We start from the raw sequence: 13,550 nt of genomic DNA on the forward strand, positions 1-13,550 counted from the left end.
ACGATCATTGAGATTCTCCTTGAGGCGCGGGTCTCCTTCAGGGGGTACTCGTGCTGTCGTGCACATGACATTCACAGGTTCGACGAGACCGATGGAACCAATGGAACCGAGGCGGGTCATGGGGCTACTGGGGCCGTTGATGCCCCGGCGGGCGCGGGCTCCCCCGCCCGCACCCACCGGGGCGGTCTCGGTCAGGCCGCGCGCCGCGCCCTGCTGCGGTGGTCGCGGATGATCTCCGCGTACCGGTGGCCGGTGCCCTTGATGGTGCGGACCTGGGTGTCGTAGTCGACGTGGACCAGTCCAAAGCGCTTCTCGTAGCCGTACGCCCACTCGAAGTTGTCGAGCAGCGACCAGGCGAAGTAGCCGGCCAGCGGGGCGCCCTTACGGGCGGCCGAGGCGCAGGCGGCAAGGTGCTGGACCAGGTAGTCCTGGCGCTCCGGGTCGTCGACGGTGCCGTCGGGGCGTACGACGTCGGGGAACGCGGAGCCGTTCTCGGTGACGTAGATCCGGCGCGGGTCGTACTCCTCGGTGAGGCGGAGCAGCAGGGTCTCGATGCCGGAGGCGTCGATCTCCCAGTCCATGCCGGTGCGCGGGACGCCGGTGCGGCGCACGGCGCGGGTGTAGGGGGCGGGGCCGGTGGGGTCGTCGGCGACGGTCGCCGGGAAGTAGTAGTTCAGGCCGAGCCAGTCCAGAGGCGCGGCGATGGTCTCCAAGTCGCCGGGCTGTTCCGGGAGTTCGACGCCGTACGTCTCGACCATGTCGGCCGGGAAGCCGCGGCCGTGGACCGGGTCGAGCCACCAGCGGTTGACGTGGCCGTCCTGCCTGCGGGCGGCCTGTACGTCCTCGTCACGGTCGCTGGCGGGGTACACCGTGGAGAGGTTGTTGACGATGCCGACCTGGGCGTTCGGGGCGGCGGCGCGGATCGCCTGCGCGGCGAGGCCGTGCCCGAGCAGCAGGTGGTAGGAGGCGCGGACGGCCGCCGTTAGATCGGTCCAACCCGGTGCCATCTTGCCTTCGAGGTGGCCGATCCACGCCGAGCAGGAGGGCTCGTTGAGGGTCGTCCAGTGGGTGACGCGGTCACCGAGGCGTTCGGCGACGACCGACGCGTAGGCGGCGAAGTGCTCGGCGGTCGCGCGCTCGGGCCAGCCGCCGCGGTCCTGGAGCGCCTGGGGCAGGTCCCAGTGGTAGAGGGTGACGGAGGGGGTGATGCCCGCCTCCAGGAGTCCGTCCACCAACTGGTCGTAGAACGCGAGGCCCTTGGGGTTGACCGGGCCGTCGCCGCCGGGGAGGACCCGGGGCCAGGCGATCGACAACCGGTAGGCGTTGGCGCCGAGTTGGCGCATCAGGCCGATGTCCTCGCGCCAGCGGTGGTAGTGGTCGCAGGCGACGTCGCCGTTGTCGTCGTTGTCGATCTTTCCGGGGGTGTGCGAGAAGGTGTCCCAGATCGACGGCGAACGCCCGTCCTCGGCGACGGCTCCCTCGATCTGGTACGCCGCGGTGGCCGTGCCCCACAGGAAGTCGTGCGGGAGTGCGGCGAAGTCGATGGTCACTGAAGTCCCTTTACGGTCAGCGGAGTTGTCAGTGGAGTCGGTCGGGTCGGTCACTTGACGGCGCCCGCCGTCAGCCCGGCGACGAGATAGCGCTGGAGCAGCAGGAAGCCGGCGACCACGGGCACGCTGACGACCAGCGAGGCGGCCATGATCTGGTTCCAGTACACGTCGTTGAGCGTGGAGTAGCCCTGGAGTCCGACGGCGAGCGTGCGGGTGGAGTCGTTCGTCATGACGGAGGCGAAGAGGACTTCTCCCCACGCGGTCATGAAGGCGTAGACGGCGACCGCGACGATGCCGGGGATCGCGGCCGGTACGACGACGCGCAGCAGCGCGCCGAGCGGACCGCAGCCGTCCACCAGCGCCGCCTCGTCCAGGTCCTTCGGGACGGAGTCGAAGTATCCGATCAGCATCCAGATGGAGAAGGGCAGCGAGAAGGTCAGATACGTCAGGATCAGGCCGCCGCGCGACCCGAACAGGGCGATGCCGGTGGCGTTGCCGATGTTGACGTAGAGGAGGAACAGCGGGAGGAGGAAGAGGATGCCGGGGAACATCTGGGTCGACAGGACGGTGACCGTGAAGACGCGCTTGCCGCGGAACTCGTAGCGGCTGACGGCGTACGCGGCGAAGACGGCGATGACCACCGAGCAGACCGTCGCGGCGACGGACACGATCAGCGAGTTCATGAAGTACTTCGCGAGCGGGACCGTCGACCAGATGTCGATGTACGGGCGGATCGTGAGCCCGCTCGGCAGCCAGCGGAACTTGCCGGTGACGTCCGAGAGCGGTTTCAGGGAGCTGGAGAGCATGACGTACACCGGCACCAGGACGAAGCCGGTGAGCAGGGTGAGGAAGATCCGCCGCGACCAGATGAAGGAGCGGGGCGGGGCCATGGGTGAGGTGGGGCTAGACATCGGCGGTTTTCCGTCCGCGTGAGGTGAACACGAGATACACGCCGGTGACGACGAGCAGGAACAGCAGCAGCAGGACCGACATCGCCGAGCCGGTGCCGAAGTTCCAGGTGACGAACGACGCCTGGTAGATGTGCACCGAGATGAGGTCCGCGGCCTCGGGGGCCGACCTGCCGAACAGGACGTACGGCGTGTTGAAGTCGTTGAACGTCCACAGGAACAGCACCAGGACCAGCACCTGGTTGACCGGGCGCAGCGACGGCAGGGTGATGCGGCGGATCTGCTGCAGGAGGCCGGCGCCGTCGATGGAGGCGGCCTCGTACAGCTCCTTGGGGATGTTCTGCAGGCCGGCCATCACGATGAGGAAGGCGAACGGCCAGCCTTTCCACACCGACACGATCAGCAGCGCGTAGAAGCTGTTGTCGCCGATCAGCCAGAACGACGGCTTGTCGGTGAGGTGCAGTTGGTCGTGCAGGACGTGGTTCACCAGGCCGTTGTCGTGCTGGAACATGAACACCCAGGTGATGACGGCCGCGTAGACCGGGAGCGCGTACGGGATGAGAAAGAGCGCTCTCAGGAAGCCACGGCCGCGGAAGTTGTCCTGCATGTAGATCGCGGTGACCGTGCCGATCAGCCAGCAGAAGGCGACCGACAGCAGGGTGAAGCCGACGGTGACGAAGAAGGAGTGGAGGAGCGCCTTGCCCACGGGGGCGCTGAAGTCCACCGACACCTTGTAGTTGTCGAAGCCGGACCAGGGCGCGGTGCCCCAGTCACGGATGTAGAACTGGGTGAGTTCCTTGAAGCTCATGACGATGCCGATGACCATCGGCACCAGGTGGACCAGGAGTTCGAGGATCAGGGCGGGCAGGAGCAGCAGGTAGGGCAGTCCGATACGGCGGATCCGTTCGCCGCGCCGCCGGCGCGGGCCGGGGGCCGCCGGGTCGGAAGGGTTCTTCCGCACGGCGGCCTCCGGGGTGACAGTGCTCGTCACAGTCGCACTCACTTCGCCGGCATCTGCTGCTGGGCCTTTTCGAGCTCCGCCTTCACGGAGGCGGTGGTGAGCGCGCGTCCGGCGGCGGCGTCGGCGAACAGGTTCTTGACGGCCGTACCGACCGCCGTCTCGAACTGCGACTCGTCGGCGACCTGCGGCAGCGCGGCGGCGCTGGTGGCGAGGGTGTTCTTCAGGACGGAGTTCGCCGGGGTGTTGAACGCCGTGTCCTCCTGCGCGGCCTTCACCGGCGGGATGGAGCTGTAGGCGGTGTTGAGGATCTTCTGCTCGGCGTCGCTCGTCATGAACTTCACGAACTTGGTGGAGCCGTCGAGGTTGTCGGTGTTCTTGAAGACGGCGAGGTTGATGCCGGCCACCATCGAGTTGACCTGGGCGCCGGTGCCGGGGGTGCCGGACTGCACGGGTATGGGGGCGATGCCGTACGCGCTGTCGCTCATGCCCTGCGACTTGAGGTTCGCGGACGCGGACTGCCACATCAGCATCGCCGTCTTGCCCTTGGCGAAGTCGCTGACGGACTGGTTCTGCGCGTACTCGGCGTTGCCGACGGGGATGACCTTGTCCTTGGCCATCAGGTCGACGTACTGCTTGACGGCGGCCACGACGCCGTCGTTGGTGAAGTCGGCCTTGCCGTCGGCGGTGAAGAAGTCGGCGCCGTGCTGCTTGGCGAAGACGAAGGTGTGGTGGATGTTCTCCGAGACGTTGGCACCCTCGGCACCGAGGACCTGCTTGCCCTTCGCCTGGATCTTCTTGCCGTCGGCGACCAACTCGACCCAGGTGGCCGGGGGTTGGGAGATGCCCGCGTCGGCGAAGATCTGCTTGTTGTAGTAGAGCGCGTACGCCATCGAGTACAGCGGGACGGCGGCCGGGTCCTTGCCGACGGCGCCGGTCGAGCCGAGCGCGGAGTCCACGAAGCGGTCCTTGCCGCCGATCTTCGCGAAGTTGGCCGCGTTCCACGGCAGGAAGGCGCCGGTGGCCTGCAGCGAGGCGCTCCAGGTGTTGCCTATGTTCAGGACGTCGGGGCCCTGGCCGGAAGTCGTCGCGGTCAGGATCCGGTTGAGGAGGTCGGACCAGGGCACGACCTCCAGCTTCACCGTGATGCCGGTCTGCTTCTTGAACTTGTCGAGCTCGGGCTGCAGGACCTTCTTGTCGATCTCGATGCTGGCGCCCTGGTTGGAGGCCCAGTAGGTGAGCGTCTTGGGCGAGTCGTTGGATCCCCCACCCGTGGACGAACCGCCTCCGCAGGCCGTGGCCGCCAGGGCGATTGACATGGTGACGGCGCCTACGGCCGCGGCTCGGATGCTGCGCATACTCCGGGTGTCCCTTCAGGGAATGCACTCACGACTTAATTTAGGACGTGAGTTAAACCTCGGAAGCCAGAAGCGTCAAGAGTTTGGACGCCACTCGTCGAACTCGGTCCTATCTCTTGACGGCCGCGTTCACGGACCTGAAGCATTCCGTCGCGAGAGAGCGCTCCCAACCCCACCGGCGTTCATTTCATGAACAAGGAGAGCCGCGACATGTCCTCAGTGCCCCGCAGAACCGTCCTCGGTGCGGCCGCCGCCGTGTCCGCCCTGGCCGGGCTGCCCGCAACCGCATCCGCCGCCCCCGCAACTCCCGCCGCGAACAAGCCACTTGCTCTTCCGGGTGGCGGCGATCTCGGCCCCAACGTGATCGTCTTCGACCCGTCGACCGCCGGCATCCAGGCCAAGCTGGACCAGGTCTTCGCCCAGCAGGAGACCGCCCAGTTCGGCACCGGCCGCTACGCCTTCTTCTTCAAGCCCGGCACCTACTCCGGGCTCAACGCCCAGCTCGGCTTCTACACCTCGATCGCGGGCCTCGGCCTCTCCCCCGACGACACCACGATCAACGGCGACGTGACCGTCGACGCGGGCTGGTTCAACGGCAACGCCACGCAGAACTTCTGGCGTTCGGCGGAGAACCTCGCGCTCGTGCCCGTCAGCGGAACCAACAGGTGGGCCGTGGCTCAGGCGGCCCCCTTCCGTCGTATGCATGTGCGCGGCAGCCTCAACCTCTCCCCGAACGGCTACGGTTGGGCCTCCGGCGGCTACATCGCAGACAGCCGGATCGACGGCCAGGTCCAGCCGTACTCGCAGCAGCAGTGGTACACCCGGGACAGCGTGATCGGCAGCTGGCTCAACGGCGTCTGGAACATGGTCTTCTCGGGCGTCCAGGGCGCGCCGGCGCAGGGCTTCCCGAACCCGGTGTACACCACGCTCGCCACGACCCCCGTCTCCCGCGAGAAGCCCTTCCTCTACCTCAACGGCACGGAGTACCGCGTCTTCCTGCCCGAGAAGCGCACCAACGCCAGCGGTGTGACCTGGGGCAACGGCACCCCGCGCGGCACCTCGCTGTCGCTGTCGCAGTTCTACGTGGCGAAGCCGGGCGTCACGGCCGCGACCCTCAACCAGGCGCTCACGCAGGGACTTCACCTCCTGCTGACGCCGGGCATCTACCACCTGGACCAGCCGATCCAGGTGAACCGCGCCAACACCGTTGTCCTGGGCCTGGGTTACGCAACTCTCGTCCCCGACAACGGAGTCACGGCCCTCAAGACGGCCGACGTGGACGGTGTACGGCTGGCCGGGTTCCTGATCGACGCGGGCACGGTCAACTCCAACACCCTGCTGGAAGTGGGCCCTTCGGGCACGACGACGGACCACTCCGCCAACCCGACCACCGTGCAGGACGTGTTCGTCCGCATCGGCGGCGCGGGCGCGGGCAAGGCCACCACCAGCATGGTCATCAACAACCGGCACACCATCGTCGACCACACCTGGCTCTGGCGCGCCGACCACGGCACGGGCATCGGCTGGGACACCAACCGGGCCGACTACGGCCTCCTCGTCAACGGCGCCGACGTGCTGGCCACCGGCTTGTTCGTGGAGCACTTCAACAAGTACGACGTGCAGTGGAACGGCGAGCGGGGCCGCACGATCTTCTTCCAGAACGAGAAGGCGTACGACGCCCCGAACCAGGCGGCCATCCAGAACGGCTCGATCAAGGGGTACGCGGCCTACAAGGTCGGTGACAACGTGACCGTGCACGAGGGCTGGGGTCTGGGCAGCTACTGCTACTACAACGTCGACCCGACGATCGTGCAGCACAACGGCTTCGCCGCGCCGAACCGTTCGGGCGTGAAGTTCCACGACCTGCTGGTCGTCTCGCTCGGCGGGCAGGGCCAGTACGAACACGTCATCAACGAGACGGGGGCGGCGACTTCGGGCACGTCGACGATCCCGTCCACGGTGGTGTCGTACCCCTGAGGTCGTGGTGGGTGCGGGCCGGAGCTCCCCCTCCGGTCCGCACCCGCCACCGTCATCCCCGTGGCGTGATCTCCGCCATCGGTGACCAGCCGTCGCCCTCCGCCTCGACGTGGATGATGTCGGGCGTCGCGGCGACGACGTCCGGCATCCACGCGATGGCCGTCCTGAAGTGCTCGGAGGCGACATGGACCGCGCCCGCCTCCGGTGACGCGAACGCCTCCAGCAGCACGAAGCGGTTCGGATCGACCGCGTCGACCGACCAGTCGAAGAACAGGTTGCCGGGCTCGGCCCGGGTCGCGGCGGTGAACTCGGCGACCCGGTCGAGCCATTCGTCCCGGTACTCGGGGCGGACGGGGAACCGTACGGCGATGAAGATCATGCGGTGCTCCTGGGTTGTCGGGCCGGCACGCGGAAACGTACCGACCCGAGCGTGCCCCCCACGGGCAGGCGGCGGGAGATGCCCCACCGTGGACACCTCCCCTCCGAGGGCGGACAGCGGGCGGTTCACCCCGCGCCCGGTGCCGGCGCACACCCCGTCGGGCGGGGTCCGAGAAACGTCCCTCGGGCCCCGCCTCCGGCTGCCGCTGCCGCTGCCGCTGCCGCGCAACCGCCCTGCACGGGCTTGGAGTTCACCCCCACACCCGCCTTTCCGAGACTTGGGAACGGGAAGCGGGAGGCGCCCCCGAACCGAGACGCCTCCCGCCCATGCGCCGCTACCGGGCGACCGCCACCCCGCCCGGCACCCGTGCGTACCCCGTCGGCCGGGCCGTGAACGTGCCGCGGCCCTGGGTCCGGCTGCGCAACCTCGTCGCGTAGCCGAAGAGTTCGGCCAGGGGCACGGTCGCCGTGACGAGTGCGGAGCCCGTGCGGGTCGTCGAGGCGGTGATCCGGCCGCGGCGGGCGGACAGGTCGCCCAGGACCGTTCCAACCGCGTCCTCGGGGACAGTGACCGTGACCTCGGCGACCGGTTCGAGGAGGACCGTCTCGCAGGCGCGCAGCGCTTCGCGCAGGCCGAGGCGGCCGGCCGTGCGGAACGCCTGCTCCGAGGAGTCCTTCACATGGGTCGCCCCGTCGGTCAGCGTGACGCGCAGCCCGGTCACCGGGAACCCGCCGACCGGCCCCTCGGCGAGGGCGTCACGGCAGCCCGCCTCCACCGAGCGGACGTACTCCTGCGGCACCCGCCCGCCGACGACCGCCGAGCGGAACACGAAATCGCACCCTTCGAGCGGTTCGACGTCCAGCACCACGTGCGCGAACTGGCCCGCGCCGCCGTCCTGTTTGACGTGCCGGAACACGAAACCGGACACCCCGCGCGCCACCGTCTCCCGGTAGGACACCCGGGGGCGGCCGACGTCGACCTCCACCCCGGTGGCCAGGCGGATCTTCTCCACCGCGACCTCCAGGTGCAGTTCGCCCATGCCGGACAGGACCGTCTGACCGGTCTCGGTGTCGGTCCGTACGACCAACGACGGGTCCTCCTCGGCCAGTCGGGCGAGCGCCGACGTCAGCCGGTCGGTGTCGGTGCTCCTGCGGGCCTCGACCGCCACGGAGACCACCGGGTCGGCGACCGCGGGCGGTTCGAGGAGGATCGGGGCGTCGGGTGCGCACAGGGTCGAGCCGGCGCGGACGGACTTGAGTCCGGCCACGGCGACGATGTCCCCGGCGACCGCCCGTTCCAGCCGTTCGTGCCGGTCGGCCTGGACCCGCAGGATGCGACCGATCCGCTCGGTGCGTCGTGTGCCCGGGTCCCACACCGTGTCTCCTCTCTCGATCGTGCCCGAATAGATCCGCAGGTACGTCAGCCGTCCGGCTCCCGCCGCGCTCACCTTGAACGCCAGGGCGGACAACGGCACTTGGGGGTCGGCCGCCCGTTCCTGTGCGCCGCCGTCGTACGTTCCCCGTACCGGCGGCACGTCCGACGGCGAGGGCAGGTACGCCACCACGGCGTCCAGCAGCGGTTCGATGCCGCGGTTGCGGTAGGCCGAGCCGCACAGCACGACCACACCGTCGCCGGTGCGGGTCAGGTCGCGCAGGGCCGTGCTCAACGTCCTTGCGGACAGGGTGGATTCGGCGCAGAACTCCTCGAACGCGCCCGGATGCAGTTCCGCCACCGCCTCCTCCAGCAGCCGTCGACGCCGCCGCGCCTCCGCCAACAGGTCGTCCGGGACCGGGACTTCGGCCACCGGACCGTCAACGTCCGCCCACACCAGCGCCCGTAGACGCAGCAGGTCGACGACTCCGGTGAAGCCGTCCTCCGTGCCGATCGGCAACTGCACCACCAGCGGCGCCGGATGGAGCCGTTCCCGGATGGAGGCGACGGCCGTGTCGAGGTCGGCGCCCGCGCGGTCCAGCTTGTTGACGAAGGCGATGCGCGGCACGCCGTACCGGTCGGCCTGGCGCCACACCGACTCGCTCTGCGGTTCCACGCCCGCGACGGCGTCGAACACGGCGATCGCGCCGTCGAGGACGCGCAGCGAGCGCTCCACCTCGTCGGCGAAGTCGACGTGTCCCGGGGTGTCGATGAGGTTGACGCGGTGGCCGTCCCAGGCGCAGCTGACGGCCGCGGCGAAGATGGTGATGCCGCGGTCGCGTTCCTGGGGGTCGAAGTCGGTGACGGTGGTGCCGTCGTGGACCTCGCCGCGCTTGTGCGTGGAGCCGGTGAGGTAGAGGAACCGCTCGGTGACGGTGGTCTTGCCGGCGTCGACATGGGCGAGGATGCCCAGGTTGCGGACGGCGGTGAGCGGGTTGGTGACAGGGCGTTCGGTGCGCACGGCCCGTGGCCTTTCGAGAGTGATTCCGTGCAGGGCGGCGCGATTCCCGTACGAGGAAAGAGAGTTGACGTGGAGTCGGATGCTCAGCTGCTCGTCACGGGTGTCCGGTACCGGCCGCGCGGCGGGTACCGGAGGGACGAGGACAGGAGGATCACGGCGGTGCGGTCACGCACGGCGGGCTCCCCTCACTCGTCAACGGTTGTGGCGAGTGTAGGGAAGCCCGCGAGGGTGGGGCACGTGGTTTTTCAGGCGCAGGTGGGGACGCCGTCGAGCCAGGCCGGTCCCTGGATGTAGATGTTGGTCACCCATGCCTTGTAGTCGGGCAGGTAGGACCACGCGTCGTTGGTGTAGCCGTCCGAGGTGACGAGTTCCGCGTGCTTCTGGCACTCGACGCGGACGGAGGTCGCGTCCGGGAAGGCGTAGACGCGGCCCGCGCCGACGGAGGGTGCCGTCTTCGTCCAGACGCCGGTGCCCCAGGTCCGGAAGACATGCCCGGTCACCGCGCCGGTGTTGATACGGACGGCCCCGAAGTAGTCGCCGCCCAGGCGGACGTCGCTGACCATCACATGCGTGCCGGACTGCCTGGCCTCGACCATCTTGCCCGCGCCGAGGTACATCGCGATGTGGTGCAGGTCCGCGGAGTCGCCGTAGGCGAGCAGGTCGCCGGGCAGCAGCGGGGCCTCGCCCTGGGCCGCGGTGAAGCGGGCGGCGGCGCGGGTCGTGTAGAACTGCCGGCTCGCGTCGCCGTTGAGGATGTCGCCGCCCGCGGCCTGCGCGTAGACGTAGCGCACCAGGCCCGAGCAGTCGAAGCCGACCCGCGTGCCGTCCTGGTCGCTGGCCGGGTCCTGGCCGTCGGGCTTGCCCAGGGTGGCGCCCGGTTGGTCGCCGTGGCCGCCGCTCCACGTGTACCAGGTGCCCTCGTCGACCTGGGCGCAGGCGGCGGCGATCGCGCTCTGCGCGGCGGCCGAGGCGCCGGGTGCGAGGACTCCGCAGCCGCTCGCCGCCGGGGCGTCCGGGGCGGCGACGGCCGCGGGTGTCCAGAGGAGGAGGGCGAAGAGCCCGAGGAGTGTGCCGATGATTCCGGTCCGCCGGAGCATGCCGGGACCCCCGTCTTCCGTGGTCGGTGAGTGGTCGGGCACCAGCCTGCCGACGGGTCCCCGGGCGGTCGAGGACCCGCCGTCACCCCACTGCGAAGGGCAACGGGAAACCCTCGGGAAACCCCCTCCCACCTGGGGCTCCCGCCCTTCCCCGGTCAGGGCTTCGCGCACCCGGGGGTGAAGGGCACGGGCAGTCCCGGCAGCAGTGTCCTGCGTTCCTCGGGACCGATCGCCGTGCGCAGCCGGCAGATCCGGGTGAGCTGCGCGCCGGGGTCGAGGTCCCACAGCCGTACGGTCCCGTCGTTGCTGCTGCTGGCGAGGGTCCGGCCGTCGGGCGCGAACGCGACGCCCCACACCGCGTTGGTGTGTCCGGTGAGCGTGGCCCACGGCCGCCGCCCGGACACGTCCCAGAGCCGTACCGTACGGTCGCTGCCGCTGCTGGCGAGGAGATGGCCGTCCGGCGAGAAGGCGAGGCCGCGCACCGATCCGGTGTGGCCGGTGAGGGAGGCCTCGAAGCGGCGGTGGCGGACGTCCCACAGGCGGACGGTGCCGTCGTTGCTGCTGCTCGCCAGGGTCCGTCCGTCGGGGCTGAAGGCCACGCCCCGGACGGCGCCGGTGTGGCCGGTGAGGGTGGCGAGCGGACGGTGGGTCGCCATGTCCCACAGGCGGACGGTCAGGTCGTCGCCCGCGCTGGCGAGGATGCGGCCGTCCGGGCTGTACGTGACATCGTTGGCGGAGTCCGAGTGGCCCTCGAGAACGGCGAGTTGGCGCCGGTTCGCGAGGTCCCAGACGCGGACCGTGCGGTCGGCGCCCGCGGAGGCGAGGGTGCGGCCGTCGGGCGCGAACGCGACGGAGAAGACGTCCCCGGTGTGGCCGGTGAGGGTCGCCCGGAGGCGGTGTGTGCGGACGTCCCACAGCCGGATCGTGCCGTCCGAGCCCGCCGAGGCGAGGGTGCGGCCGTCCGGGGCGAACGCCACCGAGAACACGCTCTCGCGGAGGCCCGTGAACGTGGCCGCGACCCGGTGCCGGGCCACGTCCCACAGCCGTACGGTGTGGTCCGCGTCGGCGGTCGCCAGGAGGGTGCCGTCCGGGCTGTAGACGGCCTGCGAGACCTCGGTGAACGGACGGGCGCTCAGCACCGGGCCGCGCAGGTTCCACAGCACCACCGACTGGTCGAAGCCGCCGGTGGCCAGGGTCGTGCCGGTGGCGTTCACGGCGACGGACATCACGTAGTCGGTGTGCCCGGCGAGGATCGCGGCCGGCCGTCCGGTGCGCACGTCCCACAGCCGGGTGGTGCCGTCGCCGCCCGCGCTGACGACCGTGCTGCCGTCGGGCGTGTAGGCGACCGCGTTGACGTCGTCGCTGTGTCCGGTCAGGGTCGCCGTGGCCCGGTGCGTGGTCACGTCCCACAGGCGTACGGTCCGGTCGACGCCCCCGGAGGCCACGCTCCGCCCGTCCGGCGCGAACGCCACCCCGAGCACCTCGTCGGTGTGCCCCTTGAGCACGGCGAGCGGGCGGCCCCGGTCGGTGTCCCACAGCCGTACGGTCCGGTCGGCTCCGGCCGAGGCCAGGGTCCGTCCGTCCGGGGCGTAGGCCAGCGTGTTGACCCGGCCGGTGTGCCCGACGAGGCGCACCACGGAGGGGTGTTCCGCGGCGAGGTCCCACAGTTGGACCGTTCCTGCCTCGCCGGCGACCGCGAGGGTACGGCCGCGGGGGTCGAAGGCGAGCGCGCGGGCGCCTGTGGTGCTCGCGGGCAGCAGGGTCCGCAGCTTGTGGTCGGTGGTGCCCCAGATCCGTACCGGCCCGTCCGAGGACGTCGCCGCGACGGTGGCCCCGTCGGGGCCGAAGCCGACCGAGCGGACCCGTCCCGGAAGGCTGAGCGTGGCGGTGGTGCGGTGGTCGGCGGTGCGGCGCAGTTGTACGGTGCCGTGCGCGCCGGCCGTCGCGAGGAGGCTGCCGTCGGGGGCGAAGGCGACCGCGTTGACCGGCCCGTGCCGGCCGGCGAGGCGGGCGGAGAAGGCCTGGGCCTGGGTGCTGAGGAGGGCGCCGCGGGCCTCGGGGGTGTGGTCGGCGCGGTAGGCCTCCTCGGCGAGCAGCATGGAGGCCTCGGGCTGGCTGCCGGCCAGCGAGGTGGACTGTACGGCGAGGGCCTGGGAGCGGGCGACGCGCTCCTGGTCGAGGGCACTGGCGCGCTGCTGGTAGGCGAGCGCGCCGGCTGTCACGGCGAGGCCGAGAAGGACGGCGAGGGTCGCGAACAGGGCCTGGCGCAACCGGATCTGACGTCTCGCCAGATGTCGGCGGGTGTCCTCCTCCGCCTGGCTGGCCCGGAGGAAGGCCTCCTCGCGGGGGCCGAGGCGGGCGCGACCGTCGAGGTCGTCGGCCCAGGAGCGGACTGTGTCCAGGCGGGTGCCGCGGTAGAGGGCGGACGGGTCGCGGTGCTCGCGCTCCCATTCGGCTGCGGCGTGGGCGAGCTGCTGGTGGATGAGGAGTCCGGCGCGGTCGGCGTGGATCCAGTCGCGCAGCCGGGGCCAGGCGTGCAGCAGGGCCTCGTGGGTGATCTCCACGGTGTCGTGGTCCACGGTGATCAGCCGGGCCTGCACGAAGACGTCGAGGGCGGCAGACGCGGCGTCGGCGTCGGCGAGTTGTTCCATCAGGGCGCCGCGGTCGGCCCGGCGGCGGGTCGCCGCGCTCCCCTCGTCGGACACGTGCACGAGCCTGGACAGGACGCGTCGGATGGTCTTCTGCTCGGCCGGGTACAGCTGGGCGAACACGGTCTCGGCGGTGCGGGCGACGGCGCCCTGGATGCCGCCGGTGCGCTCGTACCCGGCCACGGTGAGGGTGGTGTGCTCGCGCTGCTGCCAGGTGGCGAGGAGGGCGTGGGAGACGAGGGGCAGAGCGCCGGAGGGGGTGTCGTCGGGGGTGGTGGAGGGG

General features: G+C 70.6%; 9 protein-coding genes. 1 reads left to right on the top strand and 8 read right to left on the bottom strand.

The features are described from left to right. Positions 1 to 191: 191 nt before the first annotated feature. From JHN45_RS43585 to JHN45_RS43600, 4 genes are read right to left on the bottom strand one after another with little or no spacing between them, the layout of a single operon-like run. Complete coding sequence (locus tag JHN45_RS43585; RefSeq protein WP_200716028.1) at positions 192 to 1,550, bottom strand: GH1 family beta-glucosidase; 1,359 nt, start codon at positions 1,548 to 1,550, stop codon at positions 192 to 194. Between the two features lie 50 nt (positions 1,551 to 1,600). Further along, positions 1,601 to 2,461 carry a carbohydrate ABC transporter permease gene (locus JHN45_RS43590; RefSeq protein ID WP_078532652.1) on the bottom strand — a complete coding sequence of 287 codons (861 nt, stop codon included), beginning with the start codon at positions 2,459 to 2,461 and terminating at the stop codon, positions 1,601 to 1,603. Continuing rightward, positions 2,454 to 3,449 (bottom strand): carbohydrate ABC transporter permease, encoded by a 996-nt coding sequence (locus JHN45_RS43595; RefSeq protein WP_200716027.1) that lies wholly within the window; start codon positions 3,447 to 3,449, stop codon positions 2,454 to 2,456. The genes JHN45_RS43590 and JHN45_RS43595 overlap by 8 nt, the downstream gene beginning before the upstream one ends. A gap of 8 nt (positions 3,450 to 3,457) precedes the next feature. Then, positions 3,458 to 4,774 carry an ABC transporter substrate-binding protein gene (locus tag JHN45_RS43600; protein ID WP_201054869.1) on the bottom strand — a complete coding sequence of 439 codons (1,317 nt, stop codon included), beginning with the start codon at positions 4,772 to 4,774 and terminating at the stop codon, positions 3,458 to 3,460. A 210-nt stretch (positions 4,775 to 4,984) separates the two neighbouring features. Between JHN45_RS43600 and JHN45_RS43605 the strand changes: the two genes are divergently transcribed. Beyond that, the gene (locus JHN45_RS43605) at positions 4,985 to 6,751 is read left to right on the top strand and encodes a coagulation factor 5/8 type domain-containing protein (protein ID WP_200716025.1); all 1,767 of its coding nucleotides are present in this window, start codon (positions 4,985 to 4,987) and stop codon (positions 6,749 to 6,751) included. Between the two features lie 52 nt (positions 6,752 to 6,803). Here the strand turns inward: JHN45_RS43605 and JHN45_RS43610 are convergent, their stop codons facing one another. The 4 genes from JHN45_RS43610 to JHN45_RS43625 form a co-directional block, all read right to left on the bottom strand. Continuing rightward, positions 6,804 to 7,130, bottom strand: coding sequence for a putative quinol monooxygenase (locus JHN45_RS43610; RefSeq protein WP_200716024.1), 327 nt, complete (start codon positions 7,128 to 7,130; stop codon positions 6,804 to 6,806). 334 nt (positions 7,131 to 7,464) lie between these two features. Then, positions 7,465 to 9,522, bottom strand: coding sequence for an elongation factor G (gene fusA / locus JHN45_RS43615; RefSeq protein ID WP_201054870.1), 2,058 nt, complete (start codon positions 9,520 to 9,522; stop codon positions 7,465 to 7,467). A 245-nt stretch (positions 9,523 to 9,767) separates the two neighbouring features. Further along, positions 9,768 to 10,619: a C40 family peptidase gene (locus JHN45_RS43620; protein WP_201054871.1), complete on the bottom strand. Its 852-nt coding sequence runs from the start codon at positions 10,617 to 10,619 to the stop codon at positions 9,768 to 9,770. Positions 10,620 to 10,774: 155 nt separating this feature from the next. Continuing rightward, the coding region (locus tag JHN45_RS43625; protein WP_201054872.1) for a WD40 repeat domain-containing protein at positions 10,775 to 13,550 on the bottom strand (2,776 nt) is incomplete at its 5' end.

The organism is Streptomyces sp. MBT53, from assembly GCF_016654115.1.
Lineage (GTDB): Bacteria > Actinomycetota > Actinomycetes > Streptomycetales > Streptomycetaceae > Streptomyces.